Here is a 21,496-nt window from a genome sequence, read left to right on the forward strand (position 1 = left end):
ACTCTCGCTTACAATAGAGAGGTAAATTGATTTAAATCATGGAAACCACGGATTACCGGAGTAATTAAGATGAGTACTCGATCAACCAGCTCAGGAAAGAAGCTTTTTAGAAAAACCTTTACCTACTACATTCCGGCCCCTCCTCATCGAAAGTCTGGTTACCGTGAACGCGAGTTTGATAAGATCATGCAGGGGATTTTACAAACAGGTTTTGAAATTGAGTCTCTTCAGACCCAAAGTGCCGGTGGTGAATCAGGCGGTTTGTTCGTTGTTGCCATATTAAAGACAAATTCAAAAAAGATTTTTGACCGCGATGTAAATCAGGATCTTCAAGAAGAGTTCAAACTCTCCCACACTCACTCGTCTCCTGACATTATTTTAGATGAGGAAGAAGATGTATAAACTTCTCCTCTTATTTTTCGTAAGTTCCTGTGCTTTCTTTGTGAATCAAATCGATACTCCCCTGGTGGCCGATGTTGATGAGATTGAAAAAAAAATGCCCCAGGTCCCAGGCTTCTGCGCCCTTGATAAGAAAGTCGATTTCCAACTGGTGGGGAACAGTGAAAATTCCCAGACCGTCTATCATCAGCTGGTAAAAAATTTGGGGAAGTCCCAACTGGACTTCATGGATCACTTCGCACTCTGGAATCTCTTGCAGCTTTCAGTGAGACCGGATCAATCTTCCCCTACTTCACGAATCCAGGTCCTCCTCCATCGTGATGGACGAAGCTCTTACTTTGACTTTTTCTCAGAGCTTTCTGAAAATCAGTTTCCTTACCTCTACGGTATCGAATGGATCTTAAAAAAATATGGCAACAAGAAAGGACTCGAGCACTACGCCCAACTCCTGGACAACTCTAACCTCGCCCAACTTAAAATCAGTAAGGACTTTGAAAACTTTCTGGTTAAAAACATCCAGGGCATTAAAAACGATCCAGAGCTTGCTCCCTTTTACTTCCGGGGTGTAGAGATTCTAAAAGAAAATGAAACGGCCCCAAGTTTAAGCTACAGAAAAGTGGTGGCCCTTTATCGTAAATTTCAAAAAGACCAGAAGATCATCATCAATACTTCCCTTACTCAGTTTGTGACAGAAAAAGGAAATTCGGGAAGCTGTAACTATGATTTCAATCTCTATGATAATTCCATTTTCCTGATTGATAAAATCATCCCCGTGGCAAATCTTTACGGTCTTGCTCTTCCGAGTGCGGCCTTCATGGCCTCATCATCTCAGAAGCTCGAAAAGATTTCTTCCCTCGATCATCTCCCACTTTTTAAGGGAGAATCAAAGGTCCGAAGTTCCGCGGTCTGTATCATTGAAAATGCAGATAATAAAATCTGGGCCATTTCAAACCAAAGCCGAGATCCGGGACAACACCTCTTCCATCTTGTCCGCTATGGACTGCCCGGCAGTAAAACCACCGCCGAGGTCGCCAAGCTTATTCGTCACTCCCGCCATTTGTTTCTTTCAGATCCTGTGCGTTTAATCATTGAATCTCAGCGCTCCTCTGATGATCAGGTTGAAAACCTTCTGAAGCTTAATCTTCCGATCTACAATGCAGACAAACTGGGAAATATCTGGGCCTATACCATGTTTCAGGAAGGAAACCGTTTCATCATTGATGATCGGAATCCTGGTGCCTTTACATGCAAATAATCACGATCGTAGGCAAGGCCAGTGGACGGGAGCAAAAACTCGAAGTTTCTGAAGTCGATCACACTCAGAATTTACTCTTCTGGTTGAGAGACCGGGGAATTACGATTGCTTCTTCTTGTGATGGGGATGGAGTCTGTAAGCGTTGTAATATTCAGCACGGATGGCTTACCTGCCAAATGACGGTTGGAGAATTTCTCATCCAAGAGCCAAGTGGCAGAGTCGAAGTCGGGTATCTCTAGAGTCTTTTGAATCCACCCTGGCCAGTAATGAAATACGCGTCGGCGCGGTTAACGGCCTGAAGGATATTACTAATAGTGTATTCCATAATAATCGTCGCACCCGCGATTGGATTATTACGAGTTCCCTGGTTCTGAATCCCACCAAGCTTCATCGTCGCAGTGAAATCAAAACCAAAAAGAGTCTTCACATATTCAGGAATAATCTGAACCGCAGTTAAATAAGCACCGGCACCATTGAAGTGGCCACCGTAAGAATAGACAACACTGTATTTGAAATCCACAACGGTCACACCGTAAAGATTGTCGTACGAAACTTTGTAGGTTTTCTTAGTAGGAGCTCTCCAGCCTTCTGTCTCAAACACATCTGCTGGTTTACCATTAATTCGAGGAACAACACTGATAGGAGCATATTCAGTGACGTTGTGAGGACGGCCGTGATCAACCAGACGATAAACTTCTTCTCCGAGAGCAACCAGGTCACGAGCAATGGCAATCACTCGGCCAGCATCACCAATGGGATCTGGAATGCCTGCAATGTTACCCCAGCCAAAATTTTTATCATCATCTTCGGTGTATTCGAACCCCATGGCAGAAGTCTTCACTTCTTCCACTCTCACTTGAGAGATGGTGAAGTACTTAGCATCGACCTTTTGTTCGGCCATCGCCACTCCTGAGAGTGTTAGAGCAGCAAATGCTAGCGCCAACTTCAAACCCATAAAATTCCCCCTTACGGACCTTTTATGAAACCTAGAGAACCACGATTCGACTAGTAAAGTCAATTTTCAAATAAAACAGCATATTTATTACATGCTGCCTCGCGCAAATTAAAGGTTTTTAAGTAAAAAATTCAGATATTTTCCTTGCCACCCTTTACTTGACCTAAGTAGGATGCTTCTCGTTCAACACATAAGAAATTCTTATGAATTTTATTACCAACTCTAATGGAAGGATTGCTATGAAATTTTTACTAACTTGGGCCCTCGCTCTCACTACTCTCTCGGCCCAGGCCCTTACGATCGGCGCTTATAACATCAGAAACTTCGACTATGATGAGCGTTACCGTATCACGACTAACAAGCCGGAACTTGCTGGTATCATCAAGAACCTAAATGTAGACGTACTAAGCGTTGAAGAGATCCACGACACAGCTAAATGGGACGAGTTCGTTGCGAAGTCTCTTCCAGGCTTCGACACTGAAGTTACTCGTTGTGGTGGTGACCACGGCCAACGTCTTGGCTTCCTTTATAATAAAAGTACTGTTGAAATGCTTGCTTTCAACGAAGATCTTTCGGTTTCAAATCCAGGCGGCCCTGGAACTTGTGACTCTGGTTCACGTCCAATGGCGATCGCCCTTTTCCAAGTTAAGGCCACTAAACAACGTTTCTTCGGTATCACACTTCACCTTAAGTCTGGTAACCAAGGTAGCTCGATGATGAAACGTCAAAAACAATACGACATCATCAAGAAGACGATTCAAGAACTTAAATCTAAAACTGGTGTTCAAGATTTCTACTTCGCTGGTGACCTTAATACGACTGAATACGGTAACAAAGGCGCAGACTTCACTCAACTTTCAAGAGTTGTAAAAGATCTTGGAATGGTGAACCTTACTGACCGTGTAGGTTGTACTGCTTACTGGTGGGGCGGCACTGATGATGGCGTTGAAAACCCAACAACACTTGACCACGTTATTGCGACTCCAGGACTAATTAAGGGCCAACCGAAACCACTCGTTTACGGTCACTGTGCTAAAGTTCAGTGCCGTCAGGCACGAGTTCAGGACCTAGGCGTGAGCTACGAAGGCGTATCTGACCACTGTCCGATTACTGCTACGATTCAATAATTTCTTCCAAGGTCCCCTTCCCAGGGGACCTTCTCCTCTCTAGAATAGATGCAGGAGAACAAAATGAAATACCTAAGCATTGATATTGAGGCCACAGGTCTCGCCGAGAACTGCCAGATCATCGAATTTGCGATGATTCCTTTTGATACCCAGTTCATGCGTCTAGAAGATTCTCTTGCTCGCACCATGTACATTCACTGCCCATCTTTTGAAGATCTAAAACCGACTCTGGATCCATGGGTCCGTGAACATAATGAAAAGATCATCCGTAAAGCACACGCCGAAGGCATGATGCTTTCTGAGTTCAAAGAGTTTTTAAAAAACTACCTCGAGAGCAAAGAAGTGCGCGAGTACTTCAATAACCAGAAGATCGTCCTGTTTGGTAAATCCATGACAGCAATTGATCTGCCGTTTTTAACTCGTGATCTTGGCTGGGATTTTATGCGTAAATACTTCCACCACAGAAACTTGGATCTTTCGGGTGTGGGCTACAGCTTGATTGATCTGGGAATGCTTCCTCAGGGAATGGATTCTGGATCAAATCTCATGAATCACTTAGGCATGGGCGAAGTGGCACATACTGCTCTAGAGGACGCGAAGAATACTGCGATTATGTATTTGAAGCTTTTGGAAAAATACTCAGCGAAGAAAAACTAGTCTTCCTTCTTTGATAAATACTGGGCCGGATTTCTCACACGATCTTTTACACGAATTTCAAAGTGAAGATGCGGTCCAGTTGAGCGTCCAGTGTTACCGATTTCAGCAATCACTTGTCCACGCTCTACTCTTTCACCTTTATCCACTTTGTTTTTACGGTTGTGAGCATACACAGTGAAGATATCATCTCCATGGGCCACAACAATCATGTTACCGTAACCGCGAATGCCATTATCCGAATAGATCACCACACCGGTGTCGACTGCCACGATGGGAGTGCCACTTGGTGCCGGGATGTCGATGCCGTCATGGTGCTTGCGACCACGAGGTCCGAACTGAGAAGAAATTTTATAGAAATGCGGAACTGGCCACAGAAAACGACCTGTACCAAGGCTACCGTAATCTTCAATAACGTAGGTGTCTCTTAGGAAGTAAGCTATTCCCACCTTCGATGGGATAAAGATCCATTCTCTTTGAAAATTTTTATCCGGGTTAGCGGCCTTAAGATCATCTACGCTTACACCGTAGGTCTTCGCCACTTTCTTCACGTGCGAAGGCTGTTCAACGTACACATACTGGCCACTTTTCATGCTCGAGCATGAAAATAGCGTTACCAGAATTAATATATTAAGCAGAAAATTTAGCATTTAATTTCTCTATACACTGGCCCAGACCACTATAGTCTCGAGGGATCCGGTCAATCAAAACGTGCGGAGTTATTGCGACGTATCCATCCATCACTGCTTGGCAGTCAGATTCGATATTTGCCGCGAATCCTTCATAAACTCCGGCGATCCAAAAATATTCACGATTCCTAGCGTCCATTCTAGCATGAATTTCCTCAGAATAGCGCCTAAAACCTATTTCTGAAAGCTTACAACCTTTGATTTCTGCTAAATCGAGATTTGGAACGTTAATATTGATAAGAGTTTTTGGAGGACAGTGCTTATGTAGTCCGGCCTCAAGGCACATGCGAATGATCTTCGCAGCAGTGTGATAACGATGTTCTTCATTCACAGCATTGAACACTAAGCTTACAGCAATGGCCGGAACATCATGAAACGCGGCCTCTCTAGCAGCGGCGATGGTGCCTGAATAGTAAAGGTCCTGTCCAAGGTTGGCCCCACGATTGATTCCTGAGATCACCACCTCCGGACGATTGTGTTTCATCACGTGACCGAGTCCCATCAGCACACAGTCCGCGGGAAAACCGGAGCAACCATAAATATTCGGACGAATTTTTTCTAAACGCAGGGGCTTATCAAGACTAAGGGAATGGCCAGTGGTTGAACGCTCCTCCAAAGGAGCAATCATGGTCGTTTGATAGTGGCCAGAGAGTTCATCATATAAACTGTTAATACCGGGAGCGTGAACGCCATCATCATTGGCGAGAAGAATGTTCATGAAGCTTACTCCAAATGTTCATCTTTTTTAATTTCTCTTGATCCACTTTGCGATATCCGGTCTCGATCTCATTGGTGAGATCCAGACTAAGATTCACATGGGGACCCAGATCCAGGCGACTTGCCTCTTCGAAACTATCGGCATGAACAAAGACGTTTAAGTTTCGATACTGAGTCAGGTTCCACAACGTAGAATTGTTCTGATAGTGATGTTGCCACTTCACTGGTAGAAGCACACCTCGACAAAACTCAGTATTCAAAATTCCTGTCCAGTCCCCTTCCGGATGAAACATCCAGATATAGGGAAGACCTAGTCTTTGGTAAAAGTCGACAGACTGTCGGTCCCGAAAAACCAGGGTAAATTTAAACGGTTCGTTTTTTAGCAAACTGATAAATGAAAGAATCGTCTCAGGTCGATCATTTTCAAAGGTCAAATAGACTTCTTCGGATTGAATGCTTTTCAGCAAAACCTGCAATTGATGGAAAGGCACAAGATTGGGACTTCTTCCTCGAAGATCGAAGGCAAAATCACAAGGCACCTTAGACTTCACAGTCTCCAGGGTCTTTTGATCATAAATGCCGTGAACAAGAAGGCGGGTCATCTAAGAATTATACAAGATCCCGGTAAACGGGTCTCATAAACTCAGTTCGGAAACTTGTTCCTATGGATTCCGGATGAAACTGATAGGTTAATATGTGAGGCCCTCGGGTGATAAGAATCTCATCGTTTTGAATAAAATTCGTCAAATAAGGATTTCTGAGACTCGCCTGGCCCATAACTGCTAGAGAATTATAGCGTTGGACGAAGACCTCTTTCTGAATGCCCAACCACTCCCGCCACTCTGAAGTGAGATCCAGCCTGACTTTCTGTCCATGGAGTGGTTCTTTAGAGCGGACCACATCCTCACCTTGCAGACGCCAGAAAATCTGATGCCCTAAGCACACACCAAAAAAAGGAGATTTTTTATTCAACCAATTTTGAATTAAAGGAAAGAGCTGTTGATAATCATCAGGATGACCGGGCCCGGGTCCCAAAACCAAGAGTCCACTTTCGGGAAGAGTTTCGAAGTCTTTCCAATTAATGACCTTCACATCAAAACCGATCCCGGTCAGCTCTTGCACGACATTGAATGAGAAACTGTCTTCAAAATCAATGAAGGTCGCTTTCTTCACAGGCGCTTCACTCCGAAATAATCATTTCGGTAGCGGTCGAAGTTATCATCGCCGAAGTTAAAGATGATGTTGAATGAATAACGATTATCCACAAGACTTTCGCGGTAGTTTAAGTTCAGAATCCAGCAGTTGTTATGAGGCATGATATCCAATGAATAAACAGTACGGATGTCTTTTTTCGCCTCTAAGTCGATGTCTTTTACCATCGCCAGACCCAAAGTATCGGTAGGACGAATCTGTCCACCAAAGTTCAACGTATTTAGATTGGTAGAAGCAAACGAGTTATAGTTATAGTTCGCGAAAATATTCAGGTACTCAAATCTTCGCGTGAGGTTCAAGTTGAAGATATTTTGGTTCTCATAATGGAAATAATACTCTGACAAGTTCACGTTCCAGCGAGCGCCGGTGTAACCAGTAAGAATCGCAAGTCGAGTCAGCTTCTGACGGAAGTCTTCAGCGTCTTGCTCATTTAAGAGATAACCTTGAGAAACATTGAAATGGCCAATCTTGGTGTAGCTAAAATTATCACGAAGATACTTATCATCGTCCAGATAGTTAAAGTTCTTCGGAGATTTACGAGTAAGACTATTGTTCCATTGGAACTCTAATGTATTTTCTGGTGGAACTAACGTTCTCGTGGCACTGGCACCGAAGAGATATTCTTGAGAGCGAAGAGAATCTTCGTAATCAAAGAAGGCCGACTGATTTGTCTTAATATCACTGATGAATTTTTTGTTACCATATTCATTCTGCGAGGTAATGAAATGGTGAACGAACTTAAATTCCTGAGAGTGACGGTAACTGCTACGGCTTTGAACCAAATAGTCTTTGGTATAGGCCGGTTCAAACTCTGGTAAATCACCGACGAGGCGATTTTTCTTTTCAGTTTTTTGAATCGGTGAAAGACCTTGTTCGCGACGTTCGCGAAGTTTTTTGAGCTGCTCTTCTGAAACATATTTCAGAGGAACTTTTTCTTCGTAAGCGAGACCAAAAATTCGATCCATCGAAAAACCGATTTCGGTCTTCATGAGACCCGCGTTCTTACCGGCATGGTCCTGAGTAGGATCATCAAATCGGTAGGCCTGCTGATCAAAAGTATAACGAGTTTTAAGACTTACCGGTCCCCAGTTCAGCAAGTGCCACATGACATAGGGTTGAACCGACAGGCGATCCGCGTTTCGCAGGAAATCCGCTTCATTTTCATGGACCTGACGAAAGCGCGAGAACGATCCATCCGCCCCCACTGCGATATGCTGGAACAGTGGAGTTCTTGATTGAAGAACTGAATACGGAGTCGTGTTAAACGACAATCTCGGCATGGTCTGAACGTAAGAGCGATCAAAAACCACCGGATCATCAAAAAGTTCGTTTCTTAAATAATCGGCCTCTGCACCAAGAGAGAACATTTCCTGGCGCCAATTAAGAAAACCATTCAACCCAAAATCAGAACTGATGGTTCTTAAATCCGTAAACTGTGGGTTGTCACGAACCATATCTAGATCGCGCAGTCCTGTATATCGAACGTGAGAATTTAAATCAGGACTCCAAAACTGGTGAGATTCAAATTCACCAAAGTAACGGAAGAAGGTCTCACCCGACTCTCCCTTGTTACTTTCGCCTGGCTGATAAATCGTATCGTTCACCAGTCGAGTATTGAATTCCGCCCAGCTCATTTCACTGAAGCGTTGGCGATACTGAAGATCTCCCCCGTAACCACGTTTTGCCCAGAAGGTCGGACTGATCGTGGCGTCTTTGTGATCATCAATGGCCCAGAAAACAGGTTGCTCGAATGAAAGACCTTCACCGGTACGACTTGAAACACGCGGAACAAGAAGACCGGTTTTTCTCTTCGTAAGAATGGGAAGAACGATATAAGGAATATAAAGAACGTTCACACCCTTGATCTTATAGAGACCGTGATTAATCTGAACGTACTTGCCCACTTTAAGGCGAATATTTTTTCCATAGATCGACCAAGATTCTGCGCAGTCTTTACAGGTGGTGAACTCGGCCTCTTTTGCCACGTATTCATCTTCCGACACACGAATAAGTTCATTGGCCACGAGATTAAAATCTGAAGTGAGAATACGGGCGTTCTTAATATGGGCCGCACCAGTGGTGATGTTGTAGTCCACACGAGAACCGTACAACGTCATCATCTGAGTAATGACTCGCACGTTTCCTTCGATCTTCACCATCATGTCTTCTTGATTCAAAGACGCGAGTTCACCATACACCGTATCTTTCTGGCTGATGATCACAACGTTACCAACTGCCTCAAAGTAGCGGCCTTGGTTTTTACGATAAGCTTTATCTGAGAAAATGGAGAGCTTGTCCCCTAACTGAAATTGCGGATTATCGGCCGCGAAGGAAAGACTGCAGATGGCCCATAAAATAATAAGAGCCAGTGACCAGCACCCTCTTTTGGTTCCATCCTTGAACGTATGATTTAATATCTTCAACAAATTCTAATCCTTCCAGCGTACCCAGACCCTCGATGACTTCTTTTTTGGCCGCTTTAGGATGTGGGAAAATTGTCAGAACAATTTTTCCGAGTCCCGAGGCCTTAAGCATTTTCAGCATCGCTTTTAGATCGGCGGTGTTTCTATCCGAGAAAGCGACGATCACAGAGTCAAATGGGGGCTTAGAAAAATTATAATTCCCCGACTGTAAAAATTGAATAAGTTTTCTCATTCCATCGACATTATGAGAGCCAAAAAACATCCACTCATTCGCGTCTCTAAAAATTTCTCCTCGGTGCTCGAGAGGTGCGGGCATTTGATGCCAATCTTCCACTCTAAAGACACGGTTGGTGAGATAACAAAATGCTGCAGTGGCCAAGAGATAATTTCGAAGAGAAAACTCATAGCTTGGAACGTTCACGAGAGTTTCCATGTCCACCATGGCCGCCCCTATGCGAGAGACGATCTTGCGAGAGCGATCCCGGAGATATTTGAGATGCACAAAGCTCATGAGTGTGCTCTTGGCGCGAAGAGTACCAAGTTTCTCCTCTAGGATCTGATCGTAACGGCGGCCCAAAATTTCCTGATGATCACGGGATATAGAAGGCAGAAGAACCAGATCTGCATCAAAAACATTCACTGCATCGAGCTTTCCACCAAGACCCACTTCTAAAAGAAGATATTCAGGAGGATTTTCTGAGGCCCAGGTGCAAAAAACAAAAAATAAGAACTCATAGAAAGAAAGTTCGTACTTTTCTTTCAACACGGTCTCATGACAGCGATCAATAATGTTTTGCAATTCTTCGAGGGAAATCTCTCCTTTCTCACTTCGAAAACGTTCAGTGATGCGTTCAATGTGAGGAGAGGTCCAGGTAAAATGCGAGTGATCTCTCAGAAGATCAGATAAACGAAGAGTGGTCTCCCCTTTACCATTGGTTCCTGCGATGATCACAATTTTCGTATTTTTAAATTTCGGAAGAAGCGGAGCAAGTGCTCTTTTAATTCTCTCGAGACCGGGTCGCATTTGCTCCTGTCCGTAAGTAGACAGGAGCCAATGAACGATATCTTGCATAGAAATTATGGGGTGAACATTTTCACAAAAAAGCTTAGTTCCTTCTTCAGGTCTTTTCTGTGAATGATACGATCAATGAACCCGTGATCACGTAAGAACTCAGAACGCTGGAAGCCCTCTGGAAGTGTCTGACGGATTGATTGTTCAATTACGCGTGGACCGGCAAAACCGATAAGCGCTTTTGGTTCAGCGATGTTGATGTCCCCAAGCATAGAAAAACTTGCGGCCACACCACCAGTCGTAGGATCCGTCAGCATTGAAATATAAGGAATGCCTGCAGACTTAAGACGAGCACGTGATGCTGATGTCTTCGCCATCTGCATAAGAGAGAGAATCCCTTCCTGCATACGAGCACCACCAGAACATGAAACCACGATCACTGGAATTTTCTTCTCAAAACCAATGTCCATAGCAAGGGCCACTTTCTCCCCTGTTACGACACCCATTGAACCACCCATGAAACGGAAATCCATTACTGCTAGAGCAACTGGTTTGCCGTCGATTGTGGCCGTACCACATACAGTTGTGTCTTTAAGACCAGTTGTCTTAATCGCGGCCTGAAGGCGTTGAACGTAAGGCATCTTGTCCTGGAACTGAAGTGGGTTATTTGAAATAAGATCCGGAGAAATTTCTTCGAAGCTATTTTCATCAGTCATAACGGCGATACGCTCGTATGCTGAAATACGGTAGTGATAATCACACAGCGGACAAACGTTCAGGTTTTCTTCAAGTTTATCTGTCTGGAGAATCTCTCCGCATTGATTACATTTTTTCCAAAGACCTACCGGAGTATTTGAGGCGATCTTTTTTACGTTCTTTAACTTTGGGTTTTTGACCTGATGAAACCAGCCCATGGATCCCTTCCTTCTAAAATTTTAAGAAACCCAATATTAGAATGGGACGAACCCCTTTGAGAAGGAAAATGCCAGCATCTGTTGGCGTAAAATCAAAGAAATAGACGTTTTTTTGTCCTGCTGACCCCTCTAAGTCGCTAAAATTACGCACAATCCCAAAGTGTGGCCCTAGAAATGAGGGTCAAGAAACGAACCTCAGCTATTCTATTAAGAAGATCCGAAAAATTCCGAAGAGACCATTAAGGTAGGATTATGTCTAAAATCCATTTCTTAGTTCTTACGATTCTTCTGATCTGCTTTGGCGCCCATGCGCGCTCTCCGATCATGCCTCATGATCGCTTCGTCTATCTTACCGATTCAGAACAAGAACAAGTCATCATTAAAACCATGGAATTTGTGGTTGAACTTGAAGAGGCCTATCAATATGAAGTCGTGACCTACGGGTACGATGAAAAACGATTCCGCGTTTATACCAGCATCATGCAAAAGGTAACGTCGTTTTTGATGAGCGAGGCCCACGCCGACACCTCGAATCTCTTACTCACTCAAGGTAAAGGGGTTTCGGTTAAAGATGCACTCCCAAAACAGAAAAATACAACCCCCCTGGTTTTGAAACGGCCAGCGAAAACGAACACTCAGCAAATCCCACCAACACTTGCCCGACCAAAGAAAAGTTGGGACCAGCTGGCAGATGAGTTTTACAAAAACGTTACGACAAAATCCGGCAGCAAATGTGTCTATGCCGGATGGATCTCTGAAATGCAGGGCAATCCTGCTCTTTGCGTTCACCCGAATTACATTAATCCCAAAAACCCGGGTTCGGTTCCAGAAAGCATGACCTATGCTGTTCAGGATGGATGTACGGGTAGAAACCAAATCACTTGTAACCCGGTTGTTTTTGGTTACAGAAGTGAAAGTGAAAAATCTCTTTTCTGTGTACCGGCCGGAGTTCCCGAGTCTCAAAACTCTGCTCTGAACTGTATGAAGGCCGCTCTTAATGATTACCAGGACGCAAAGACTGATTCAAAAGCAAAACGTCTTCAGCATTTAAGAGAACGCCTGGTGGCCAAACCAGAGGCCTTCGCTAACGTTCAAAAATTTATCTATCAGTATTGTGTGTGTGAGACCTCTCCAAACGGTACGAATAAAGAGTACCACGATCGCGTGAGACCTCACCGTACTTGCTTCGGTATGATTGAAATGGTGGCCGAGACCAGCATTTGTGAAGAACCAAAAATTGACATTGATACAACCATCTTTAAAAAACTTCGTGATGCCGCGACTTCAGGAAAAATCAGCAAATCTTCCGGTGGTGGCGCCATTGATAGTTTCTACAAAAACTTTTTAAAAGACGTGAAGACCTCTGCTCCTTCTGAGTACAAGGCCCTTTGTCCAAACGATACGGTGCCTGAAATAACAAAACCAGAAGAGAAAAAGCCTGATGTGGTGGTTGAAACTCCGAAGAAAGAGTACGCCTGTCAGCAGGTCCTTTGTGTGCAGCAAATCGTGGCCTCAAATGACGGGAAGAAAAAAGAAGACGACAAATCCGCCGCACCATCCGATGCACCTCAGTTTGGGTGTACTTATCAGTTCGTTGAAACCAACGAGAAAGTTGCCGTAGAGCCAGACTCTGCTCCAACCGAAAGTCCTGCTTCGCGAGAAGTGAAAGAAGTAAAAGTGAAAGTGAGCTTCGAAGGGAAGCCCCATGATCTTACTTGTCCTGTGAATTTTGAAGAGCAAACCATTGCGGCCGATCCGACCCCAAGTAAAAAACCAAGCATCAAGCTTGAGCTAAAGGACAAGACAGGTAAAACGCAAAACGTTCACGCTACGACCATTGATCGCGAAGGACAAAAAATTGTTTGGAAGCGTTCAGGATTCAACGGCGAGAAAAAATCTACGCCAAAAGAAAAAAAGTCAGAGATAAAAGTGGCCGGTCTGGACGAAGAAGAGAAAAAGCCGGAAGAGAAAAAACCAGAAGAGAAGCCTGAAGATAAAGGAACTGAAATTCTGGCAGAAGATGAGAACAAAGAGGACATCTCCGTCCCTATCATCACTTCGAACTATAAAGTCTGCGCAGATCTTGTTGGAAATGACGGCAACTCAGTTGCTTCAGACTGTGTGGAAATTCCGAAGGCCGATGAAACGAAAGCTACTCCGACAGCTCAACCTATTAACCGTGGAGCCACGGGCCAACAGCCAATGATGCCATCACGAATGGGTAACGATACATCGGCCATGGGTATCAAATAAAATTAGAAATGAAAGACAGCGCCGTCTTCCTCGAGGATTTTGATTCTCTTCTCCCCTAATTTTTCCATCTGGAGAAGAATTTCTTTCTGATAATTTGGTTTTAAATGCGTAAGAATCACCGGAATATTGGACGGCATCTTTTTAAGCTCTTCACGCAGTGTCTTAGGTGTAAGGTGATTTGAAACGTCCGCCACCTTCTGAAGTTCATCCGGAAAACTCACCTCAGTAAAGATCGCTTTGAGGTTTTTAACCTTTGATCCCACTTCCCAAATGCGGTCAGTTGGACCAGTATCCAGAGTGAAGAGAACAGAGCTGTCACCTTTTTCTACGATAAAGCCCATGGCATCGTAGTCGTGATTCACTTTAATGGGAGTAATGGAATACTCACCCACTTTAAAGTTCTTCTCACTCTCCACGGTGTTAATTCTCATGGTAGGGTTTTCAGTGTTTGGAAGCTTGGTGAAGTCGGGCCAGAGAATATCATTTAAGAGATGTTTTTTGATGATGTCCTTCACTGTCGAATGAGTGAAGACCTCGAAAGGCGCAGGCTTTAATCCAAAACAATTGTCACAAATAAAGGCCAGGTCTTTGGTGTGATCAAGGTGGCAATGAGAAATCAGGATATGCTCAATACGACACTGCTCTTCCACGCTCAACATGGAAGCGACAGCTCCAGCATCGATCAATAATGTGTCGTCGATCAGGTAAGAGGTAGTCGCAAAACCTTTTGCGAGTCCTCCGTGACCGCCAAGAACCTGGATTTTCATGATTCTATTGTAAAAGGAATAAAAATATTCCTCAACAAGTCTTACTCATGCCTTTTCTGCCGGGACATTTCTGAGTAAATATCCTTAGTTGGACGATCAAGAATTAGTCCTAATAACTTGGCCGTTTGCTTAGGGGTAGCACCTGTTGCCACAATTTCTTGGGCAAGCTCACGAATTTCACTCGAAAATGCCTGACTCTCTTCTTTCTTATGGAATAAAAAGATGAACTCCCCTTTGAAGTTTACTTCCTTCTTGCGCTCTTTCCACTCGCCCGCTTTGAGCTTAATCACCTGCTCAAACTTCTTTGAAAGCTCGCGAACTACTGCGAGCTCAACTTCCGGCAACAACTCACCGAGTTCATCCAAGGTCTCTTCCACGCGAGTAGGGGCCTCAAAAAAGATATGTGTGCCATAACCCACATTTTGAAAAATCTTCGCTCTTTTTCCACTTTCTCGAGGAAGAAATCCATGAAATTGAAATGGAATCGGAGGCAATCCCGAAAGTTCCAGGGCCATAATGGGAGATGATACTCCAGAATAAGATTCAACTTTTATTCCCTGCTCATAGGCAGCAATCACCAAGGGATAGGCCGGATCAGAAACGATCGGACTTCCCGCTTCCGAGGCCACATAAAGATCATCATGCTGGGCCATCTCAATTAGCTTTCCAATTTGAGTGCCCTCAGATTGATCATGAAGAGAAACAATTCGTTTTCCCTGAAGGCTGACTCCGATGTGATTTAAAAGGTCCTTAAATACCCGAGTGTCCTCCACGGCGAATTGCACTCCGGTCTTCAATGCCTCAGAAACCCTAGGGGTCATGTCCCCAAGATTCCCAATAGGCGTGTTTAAGAGAATGATTTTTCCCACTCTAAACCCCTTTTAAGTCTCGTGTTAAAATCTTACAGGTACGGGCATGACACCAAAGGAGATGACCCCATGAGTATGAAGGCCAATGTTCTTCGAGACGCCAATGGAAATATTATCGTTCATATGCAGGGGGATTTGAACTACGATCATAGCCTACCTCTCCGAAACGAACTTCAATCTATTGCCAACAATAACCCAAATGCAAAAATTACCATCGACCTGGGCGCCATTGATTTCGTGGGCTCTTCAGGGATCTGTCATTTTGTTGAAACAGTAAAGTTCTTGAAGGAAAACCGCAAGGCAAACGTTAGTCTTTCGAACGTTAAACCTGAATTTCTGAAAATCTTCCGCCTCTATTCGATCAATGAAGCTGATTATGTGGCCGAACTTATGAATTTTGATAACGACGAAACAGATGGCCTAAATACCCGTTTCGGTAACCGTAATCACACTTTCGAAAACTAGAACTGATAGTTTAAAAGATTAACTGTAATAGGAGGGATGTTCCCTCCTTTTTTTTGCTGAAATTTCTGCTGAATCGTCTGAAAACGATCAAAGAATCCGCCACGGCCATCGTCTTCTTCAGTGTTACTTCCACCTGAATCATTTTGATAATCGTCGCCATAAATGTCGCTCGACTGCTGATAAGGTGAAGAATTATCGTCGTAAGATCCGTAACGTTTTTGATGATGAGAAACGAGAACGTAAGTACCAAAAAGAATACCGGCATAAAGACCCAAAGAAGCACCCTGAGCAATGGCACGAGAAGAGTTCCCAAAGGCCATAGAAGCGGCCCCCAGCATGGCACCAGCACCTGCTCCATAACCCGTGATCGTTAGGAAAGCTTTGGCCTTCACCGGAATTTCGGCGCGAGCTTGTTGTGCTCCTACCAGGCTTGAGGAAATAAGAACTACAAAAAATAGGGCCAAGAATTTTCTCATAGAAATAGATTAAATAACTTCCTGACTTTTTGCAAAAGATACAAACCTGACTATTCGACTACGAATTCTTTCACTTTGCCGAAGCTCTTCCTATGAATCGTACAAGGACCGTGCTCTTCGATCGCCTTCCGATGAAAAGGTGTGGGATAACCGAAATTCGAATCAAAACCATATTGGGGATACAAGAGATGCATCTCTCGCATAAAGGCATCGCGCTTTTCTTTAGCGAGAATTGAGGCCAAACCAATCAATGGAGATTTAGCGTCGCCTTTTACAATCGGGATTTCTTTCCAAGGATGAGGCTCCTCTTTCCAGCGAAGTTTCGACTGGCCATCAATCAGAACTGTGGTGCGAGTTTTATCTTCGCCCGCCAAAAATTCCGCCGCTTCTTTCATCCCTCGCATAGAGGCCTGAAAAATATTCTCTGAATCAATCACCGAGTGATCCATTTCCCAGGTGACGTATTGAACTTCAAGTCCCTTCCAGACAAAGGAGCGCTTCTCTCGATAATTTAAAACCGGTGCCTTAAATTTCTGAAGGATTTCTTCCCGATGCTCATGGGTGAGCATCTTTGAATCTTTCACACCATTTCTTCGAAGAGAACGAACTAAGAGTCCCAGTTCTTCTGGAGAATGAATCATCACTCTCACCGCTCCAATGACCACCGGCCCGCTCAAGGGAGAGCGACCAACTTCATCGAGAGCGATAATTTCCTGAGGAAAATCTGAGAGGAGTTTTAATTCAATCATGTAATGATTTATAACTCAGTTTCGGATTTCACGAGAGAAATAAGTTTGGCCCTCGTTCCGAATATTCCAGAGAGAAAATTCTGAGCAGAACGAATGCGATTTTTTTGAAATCTTTCCATCATCTCTTGCCCTATCTCAGAACTTTTGACTTCTCCGACTTCAACCATCCATCCCTCTCGGTCTTTTTTTATCCGAGCGAGATCCAGTTGTCCGAGATTTCTCATCCTGAGTAATTGAGGTGAAACTAAAAGCGGAATTCCTTCAGTATGAAAGACGAGAGAAAAATCATTCTCCAGCTGTGACGAATTCTTTAACGCCTTTGAAGGTCTTCCGGTGGATCTCACAAGGGCCGTGCACTTCGAGTGCTTCTCTATGGGCCTTGGTTGGGTAGCCGGCGTTTGAATCAAATCCGTAGTGCGGGTAAAGCTCATGCATCTCTTTCATGTAAGCATCGCGCTTTTCTTTGGCGATGATGGAAGCAAGACCAATGAGAAGTGACTTCGAGTCTCCTTGCACGATGGGAATTTCCTTCCAGGGAGATGATTCTGTACCCCAACGAAGTTTCATGTTCCCGTCGATTAAAACGGTGGTGAGATTTTTTTTCGTTTCTGAAAGAAACTGAGATGCTTCTTTCATTCCGCGCAGACTCGCGGCCAGGATATTTTCTTTATCAATCGTGTTGTGACACATTTCCCAAGTAACATAACTGACATCAACACCTTTCAAATTCAGCACGTTCTTTTTTCTGAATGAAAGATCATGGGCACCAAGCTTCGTTAAAATCTTCAAACGATTTTCGGCCGTGAGCTTCTTTGAATCAGTCACACCTTTGGGTTTTAGAAATTTCAGAAGAGCTTTTAGTGAATCAGCGTTTTCAACAAAGATGCGAACTGCTCCCACCACCACAGGTCCGCTTAAAGGACCACGGCCCACTTCATCAGTGGCGATAATTTCCTGAGGGAAATTGGGAATGAGCTTCAGTTCAATCATGGGAGGCGAAGTTATACGACAGAGTTTGTCACTTCGTCAGAAGAATTCCATGACGCGTTTCCACTTCGACGCCGAAGTGAACTCGCGTCAAAAAGTGTAACCGATGTTGATACCTATGAAGGTAAAGGCAGGAAAGTTTTTGAACACCTTTTCTACTCGTTTGATGTCATCACTATTCTCTTCATCGAGCCTTTTCAAAACTCTTTGTTTAGTAGAAGTCGCCAATGGCATGTTGAATCGAAGCCAATCCACACCGAGAGAAATACCATTATTAAAGATCCAGCGGTTACCTACTCCGAAACTTGCTCCATAGATGTCCATGATAAAAGAATCATTGATTTTATTTCCAAGAGTGTCGGCAAACTTATCACCTACAAAAATTTCTAACTTTGATACATACGCACCAAAATTAAAATAAAAACTGTTACCCACAAAATACTTTCCTAAGAGTGAATAACGATCTTCTTCCACTCGTCCGAGATCAATCCCTGCAATATCCAGGCTAAACTTCGAAGTGGCGTATTCTAATTCCAGTCCCCAATGCTCACTGAAATTTTGTGTATAAGAGATGGTTTTTTTGGCCGGCACCCAGGTATTTAAAACCTGATACCCTAACATCACTGAGCCGAATGAATCTCTTCGATTAGTTGCAGTAGTGCGCTTTTCTTCTGGTTCTATATTTTTTGGTTCCGCAATCGGCTCTTCCATCTCTTGGGCCTCAATGGCCGTTTCCTCAATAGGAGACCCTTCAAGAGTTTGCGATTCAGTGGAAGGAACAAAAAAAGATTCGGTGGTAAAGGGCTCCCGAGGAGCAAGGATTTGAGAATGGGCCTGAAAAGAGAACATCACGACAAGAAGGATGATGATTTTCATCCCTGAGTTTTATCTTTAGGCAAAAAAAAAGGCCCCTAAAAAGGGGCCTAAGTTTTCACGTTTGTGATTAACGAGAGTAATCAATTGCAACGCGAGCAGCTTTACCAGTTCTCGTACGAAGGTAGTTGTGCTTAGCGCGACGAGACTTACCTTTAGAGATAATAGTGATGCTCTCTACTGCTGGAGAGTGGAACGGGAATACACGCTCAACACCAACGCCGTCAGAAATCTTACGAACGCGGAAGTGACCGTTCATTTGCCCTGGGTGTTTCATAGCAATACAAGTACCTTGGAAAGCCTGAACACGAGTTTTTTCACCCTCTTTGATTCTTACGCCAACTTCAATAGTGTCACCAGTTTTGAACTCAGCGAACTTTGAAGCATTTGGGTTAGCGTACTTCTTCTCAACAACATCAATCAAATTCATAACGTCTCCACAACGTATCCGTCCATTCAGCTAACTATGTGCTCAGAGGGACGGGAAGAGAACTCTTGCGAGTTCAAATTATTATATGGAACCAGAGGCTCTAGCTAGACGATCCAAATAGATCGCTACAGCTGACCGAACAGACAAATGATTATATCCGTCATTTGCTATGCCAAAGATAGGCTCTAGCCGAAAATCGGCCTGTTCAACAACCGGAGCAGTTAATCCCCATCCTGTACCAAATAACAAGAACATAGGGTTACCGTCAAGAGCTAACTTGTGCAGTAGCTCTTTTTCCTGCCCATCGTACTTTTCAAAGTTCGCACCGGTAACCACAACGCACGGCTTCTTTCCTTCAATGCGAGTAATTTCTTCGATAGCAAGTTCTATCGAATCAATGACTTCGGCCTCGGAAAGAGCGTTTTTACGATCTGGATTGTAAATGAGTCCACTATCCGCTTCCCAGAAACCCAAAATCTTCTTCACCATGGATTGCTGGTTCTTGATTGGGGTAATCAAAAAATATCGTTTAAACCCAAAGGTTCGGGCCGAACGAGCAATGTCGTGAATATCAAGATTTGTGACGGAAGTTGTGATCTCTTTTCCCTCTTTCGAGCGAATAGGACCGTGAACTAAGCCGATATAACAAGGTACTGGTAGGGCCATATACATCCAATTTTTTTTAGAGCTTCGGTTTTAGCTCCTAAACTCTCAAAATGTCTAGGAGAAATCACTCTCTTTACGCTTTCCATTAAGGGGCAAATCGGCTAAAAGGAGTTACCGAAAAACAAACCCCTGCAAGGTTTAAAATCATTATGGAAAACAACGCTCTTAACTTCCGCTCCAACGAGCTATTTTTGATCGCAGGCCCCTGTGCCGTTGAATCAGAAAATCAACTTAGAACAATTCTCATGAACGAAAACCGTCCGCGTTTAATTCGCGGAGGTATTCATAAAATGCGCACCAACGCCAAGTCCTTCCAGGGCATGGGCGATGAAGGCATGGAAATTGTAAAAAAAATGAAGAAGGAAATTCCTTTCGACTTCATCACGGAAGTGACTGATGCTCGTCAGATCGAAGCTCTTCTTCCGATCACATCTGTGTTCCAGGTTGGAGCACGTAACATGTATAACTATGAGCTTCTAAAAGAGCTTTCTCGTTATGGCCGTCCGGTGATTTTAAAACGTGCTTTCTCTGCGACTATTTCTGAGTGGCTGGGAGCTGCTGAATACCTTTTCAACCTGGGCGAAAAAAACATCATTCTCTGTGAGCGCGGTGTTCGCTCTTTCGATAACAAACTAAGAAACCTTCTGGATCTTGGTTCTGTGATTTACTTAAAGAAAAATACTCCATTCAAAATTATCGTGGACCCTTCTCACTCAATGGGACTGACTCCCTACGTTGCTGACGCGGCCTACGCGGCGGTTGCTGCAGGAGCTGATGGTCTTATCGTAGAAGTTCATCCTGAGCCGGCAGTTGCCCTCTCTGATGGTCAACAGGCCCTGAATATCCCTCAGTTTGATGAAATGGTTCAGAAGCTTCATAAACTCGCTCCGATCTTTGGAAAAGAATTAAGGATGTAATCCATGGCAAAGGCTGAATTTGTAAACAAGATGTTCAATGACATCGCTCCTAAGTACGACCTATTGAACGATGTTCTTTCAGTGGGCACTCACCGTCTTTGGAAGAAAAAATTTATTAACTTCGCTCTAAAGCAGAAACCGAACTCTGCCCTTGATTGTGCCACTGGTACTGGAGACATCGCTTTCAAGCTTAAAGAATCAATCTCCGGCAAAGTGGTTGGTATTGATTTCTCTAGCGGCATGATTGAATACGCCAATGAGCGCGCTAAAACTGAGACTCAAAAAGTTGAGTTCAAAGTAGCAGACATCCAGAAGCTTCCTTTCGCAGATAAAGAATTCGATATCACGACGATCTCTTTCGGCATCAGAAACGTTGAAAACTTAGGGCTTGGTCTTTCAGAGCTTGGCCGCGTTTCTAACGGCGTTTATATTCTGGAATTCGGTCAACCGAAGAACGGTCTTTATAAGAAGGCCTACTTCAACATGCTTAAGATGTATGTGCCAGTATTTGGCCTCATCTCAAAACGCAAAGATGCTTACGAGTATCTGATTGCTTCATCTGAGACCTTCCCTTCGGCAGAGAAATTTGTAGATATCATGAAGGCCAATATGAACTTCAAGAACTACGGATGCATTCCTGTGTTTGGTGGAATTGCTTACATCTACTTTGCTAATAACGAAGGTTAA

General features: G+C 43.9%; 26 protein-coding genes. 9 read left to right on the plus strand and 17 right to left on the minus strand.

The window, feature by feature from the left end; translation table 11 throughout:
* Positions 1 to 69 precede the first annotated feature (69 nt).
* Genes ACJVC5_RS17050 through ACJVC5_RS17060 form a run of 3 tightly spaced genes read left to right on the plus strand, consistent with a single transcriptional unit; the run spans position 70 to position 1,893 of the window.
* Entirely contained in the window at positions 70 to 402 is a 333-nt protein-coding gene (locus tag ACJVC5_RS17050; protein WP_408096746.1) for a hypothetical protein, read from the plus strand.
* Positions 395 to 1,654 (plus strand): hypothetical protein, encoded by a 1,260-nt coding sequence (locus ACJVC5_RS17055; protein WP_408096747.1) that lies wholly within the window; start codon positions 395 to 397, stop codon positions 1,652 to 1,654. The genes ACJVC5_RS17050 and ACJVC5_RS17055 overlap by 8 nt, the downstream gene beginning before the upstream one ends.
* The gene (locus ACJVC5_RS17060; protein WP_408096748.1) at positions 1,645 to 1,893 is read left to right on the plus strand and encodes a hypothetical protein; all 249 of its coding nucleotides are present in this window, start codon (positions 1,645 to 1,647) and stop codon (positions 1,891 to 1,893) included. Before ACJVC5_RS17055 ends, ACJVC5_RS17060 begins: the two co-directional genes overlap by 10 nt.
* On the opposite strand, the gene ACJVC5_RS17065 is transcribed toward ACJVC5_RS17060, so the two are convergent.
* Positions 1,890 to 2,609: a hypothetical protein gene (locus ACJVC5_RS17065; protein ID WP_408096749.1), complete on the minus strand. Its 720-nt coding sequence runs from the start codon at positions 2,607 to 2,609 to the stop codon at positions 1,890 to 1,892. The two genes, ACJVC5_RS17060 and ACJVC5_RS17065, sit on opposite strands and share 4 nt — an antisense overlap.
* Before the next feature lie 239 nt (positions 2,610 to 2,848).
* On the opposite strand from ACJVC5_RS17065, the gene ACJVC5_RS17070 reads away from it, so the two are divergent.
* Together ACJVC5_RS17070 and ACJVC5_RS17075 are read left to right on the plus strand one after the other, a co-directional pair.
* Complete coding sequence (locus ACJVC5_RS17070) at positions 2,849 to 3,736, plus strand: endonuclease/exonuclease/phosphatase family protein (RefSeq protein ID WP_408096750.1); 888 nt, start codon at positions 2,849 to 2,851, stop codon at positions 3,734 to 3,736.
* A gap of 63 nt (positions 3,737 to 3,799) precedes the next feature.
* Positions 3,800 to 4,393 carry an exonuclease domain-containing protein gene (locus ACJVC5_RS17075; protein WP_408096751.1) on the plus strand — a complete coding sequence of 198 codons (594 nt, stop codon included), beginning with the start codon at positions 3,800 to 3,802 and terminating at the stop codon, positions 4,391 to 4,393.
* Here ACJVC5_RS17075 and ACJVC5_RS17080 read toward each other — a convergent pair.
* From ACJVC5_RS17080 to accD, 7 genes are read right to left on the minus strand one after another with little or no spacing between them, the layout of a single operon-like run.
* On the minus strand, positions 4,390 to 4,983 hold the full coding sequence (locus ACJVC5_RS17080; RefSeq protein WP_408096752.1) for a M23 family metallopeptidase: 594 nt from the start codon (positions 4,981 to 4,983) through the stop codon (positions 4,390 to 4,392). The two genes, ACJVC5_RS17075 and ACJVC5_RS17080, sit on opposite strands and share 4 nt — an antisense overlap.
* A 37-nt stretch (positions 4,984 to 5,020) precedes the next feature.
* Positions 5,021 to 5,797 (minus strand): 5'/3'-nucleotidase SurE, encoded by a 777-nt coding sequence (surE, locus tag ACJVC5_RS17085; RefSeq protein ID WP_408096753.1) that lies wholly within the window; start codon positions 5,795 to 5,797, stop codon positions 5,021 to 5,023.
* Complete coding sequence (locus ACJVC5_RS17090) at positions 5,775 to 6,398, minus strand: hypothetical protein (RefSeq protein WP_408096754.1); 624 nt, start codon at positions 6,396 to 6,398, stop codon at positions 5,775 to 5,777. Before ACJVC5_RS17090 ends, surE begins: the two co-directional genes overlap by 23 nt.
* A gap of 7 nt (positions 6,399 to 6,405) precedes the next feature.
* On the minus strand, positions 6,406 to 6,969 hold the full coding sequence (locus tag ACJVC5_RS17095) for an aminodeoxychorismate/anthranilate synthase component II (protein WP_408096755.1): 564 nt from the start codon (positions 6,967 to 6,969) through the stop codon (positions 6,406 to 6,408).
* Positions 6,966 to 9,434, minus strand: coding sequence for an LPS-assembly protein LptD (locus tag ACJVC5_RS17100; protein WP_408096756.1), 2,469 nt, complete (start codon positions 9,432 to 9,434; stop codon positions 6,966 to 6,968). Before ACJVC5_RS17100 ends, ACJVC5_RS17095 begins: the two co-directional genes overlap by 4 nt.
* Positions 9,325 to 10,455, minus strand: a complete 1,131-nt coding sequence (locus ACJVC5_RS17105) for a hypothetical protein (protein ID WP_408096757.1) — start codon at positions 10,453 to 10,455, stop codon at positions 9,325 to 9,327. Before ACJVC5_RS17105 ends, ACJVC5_RS17100 begins: the two co-directional genes overlap by 110 nt.
* Before the next feature lie 53 nt (positions 10,456 to 10,508).
* Positions 10,509 to 11,357, minus strand: coding sequence for an acetyl-CoA carboxylase, carboxyltransferase subunit beta (gene accD, locus ACJVC5_RS17110; protein WP_408096758.1), 849 nt, complete (start codon positions 11,355 to 11,357; stop codon positions 10,509 to 10,511).
* Positions 11,358 to 11,609: 252 nt separating this feature from the next.
* On the opposite strand from accD, the gene ACJVC5_RS17115 reads away from it, so the two are divergent.
* A complete protein-coding gene (locus ACJVC5_RS17115; protein WP_408096759.1) occupies positions 11,610 to 13,610 on the plus strand; it encodes a hypothetical protein in 2,001 nt (666 codons plus the stop codon).
* A gap of 2 nt (positions 13,611 to 13,612) precedes the next feature.
* Here ACJVC5_RS17115 and ACJVC5_RS17120 read toward each other — a convergent pair whose 3' ends face one another.
* Together ACJVC5_RS17120 and rsmI are read right to left on the minus strand one after the other, a co-directional pair.
* The gene (locus tag ACJVC5_RS17120; RefSeq protein WP_408096760.1) at positions 13,613 to 14,377 is read right to left on the minus strand and encodes an MBL fold metallo-hydrolase; all 765 of its coding nucleotides are present in this window, start codon (positions 14,375 to 14,377) and stop codon (positions 13,613 to 13,615) included.
* 41 nt (positions 14,378 to 14,418) lie between these two features.
* Positions 14,419 to 15,246, minus strand: coding sequence for a 16S rRNA (cytidine(1402)-2'-O)-methyltransferase (rsmI, locus tag ACJVC5_RS17125; protein ID WP_408096761.1), 828 nt, complete (start codon positions 15,244 to 15,246; stop codon positions 14,419 to 14,421).
* Between the two features lie 69 nt (positions 15,247 to 15,315).
* On the opposite strand from rsmI, the gene ACJVC5_RS17130 reads away from it, so the two are divergent.
* Positions 15,316 to 15,711: an STAS domain-containing protein gene (locus ACJVC5_RS17130; protein WP_408096762.1), complete on the plus strand. Its 396-nt coding sequence runs from the start codon at positions 15,316 to 15,318 to the stop codon at positions 15,709 to 15,711.
* Here ACJVC5_RS17130 and ACJVC5_RS17135 read toward each other — a convergent pair.
* The 7 genes from ACJVC5_RS17135 to ACJVC5_RS17165 all read right to left on the minus strand — a co-directional run bounded on the left by ACJVC5_RS17135 (position 15,708) and on the right by ACJVC5_RS17165 (position 19,892).
* On the minus strand, positions 15,708 to 16,187 hold the full coding sequence (locus ACJVC5_RS17135) for a hypothetical protein (RefSeq protein ID WP_408096763.1): 480 nt from the start codon (positions 16,185 to 16,187) through the stop codon (positions 15,708 to 15,710). The genes ACJVC5_RS17130 and ACJVC5_RS17135 overlap by 4 nt on opposite strands.
* A gap of 50 nt (positions 16,188 to 16,237) precedes the next feature.
* Entirely contained in the window at positions 16,238 to 16,936 is a 699-nt protein-coding gene (locus tag ACJVC5_RS17140) for a ribonuclease HII (protein ID WP_408096764.1), read from the minus strand.
* A gap of 8 nt (positions 16,937 to 16,944) precedes the next feature.
* Positions 16,945 to 17,160 carry a hypothetical protein gene (locus ACJVC5_RS17145; protein ID WP_408096765.1) on the minus strand — a complete coding sequence of 72 codons (216 nt, stop codon included), beginning with the start codon at positions 17,158 to 17,160 and terminating at the stop codon, positions 16,945 to 16,947.
* 61 nt (positions 17,161 to 17,221) lie between these two features.
* A complete protein-coding gene (locus ACJVC5_RS17150) occupies positions 17,222 to 17,926 on the minus strand; it encodes a ribonuclease HII (RefSeq protein ID WP_408096766.1) in 705 nt (234 codons plus the stop codon).
* An 87-nt stretch (positions 17,927 to 18,013) separates the two neighbouring features.
* On the minus strand, positions 18,014 to 18,799 hold the full coding sequence (locus ACJVC5_RS17155) for a hypothetical protein (protein ID WP_408096767.1): 786 nt from the start codon (positions 18,797 to 18,799) through the stop codon (positions 18,014 to 18,016).
* Between the two features lie 67 nt (positions 18,800 to 18,866).
* Positions 18,867 to 19,226: a 50S ribosomal protein L19 gene (rplS, locus tag ACJVC5_RS17160; RefSeq protein WP_408096768.1), complete on the minus strand. Its 360-nt coding sequence runs from the start codon at positions 19,224 to 19,226 to the stop codon at positions 18,867 to 18,869.
* A gap of 81 nt (positions 19,227 to 19,307) precedes the next feature.
* The gene (locus ACJVC5_RS17165) at positions 19,308 to 19,892 is read right to left on the minus strand and encodes an RNA methyltransferase (protein ID WP_408096769.1); all 585 of its coding nucleotides are present in this window, start codon (positions 19,890 to 19,892) and stop codon (positions 19,308 to 19,310) included.
* A 149-nt stretch (positions 19,893 to 20,041) separates the two neighbouring features.
* On the opposite strand from ACJVC5_RS17165, the gene aroF reads away from it, so the two are divergent.
* Positions 20,042 to 20,809: a 3-deoxy-7-phosphoheptulonate synthase gene (aroF, locus tag ACJVC5_RS17170; RefSeq protein ID WP_408096770.1), complete on the plus strand. Its 768-nt coding sequence runs from the start codon at positions 20,042 to 20,044 to the stop codon at positions 20,807 to 20,809.
* 3 nt (positions 20,810 to 20,812) lie between these two features.
* Positions 20,813 to 21,496: a ubiquinone/menaquinone biosynthesis methyltransferase gene (locus tag ACJVC5_RS17175; protein WP_408096771.1), complete on the plus strand. Its 684-nt coding sequence runs from the start codon at positions 20,813 to 20,815 to the stop codon at positions 21,494 to 21,496.

This window comes from Peredibacter sp. HCB2-198 (genome assembly GCF_045999315.1).
GTDB lineage: Bacteria > Bdellovibrionota > Bacteriovoracia > Bacteriovoracales > Bacteriovoracaceae > Peredibacter.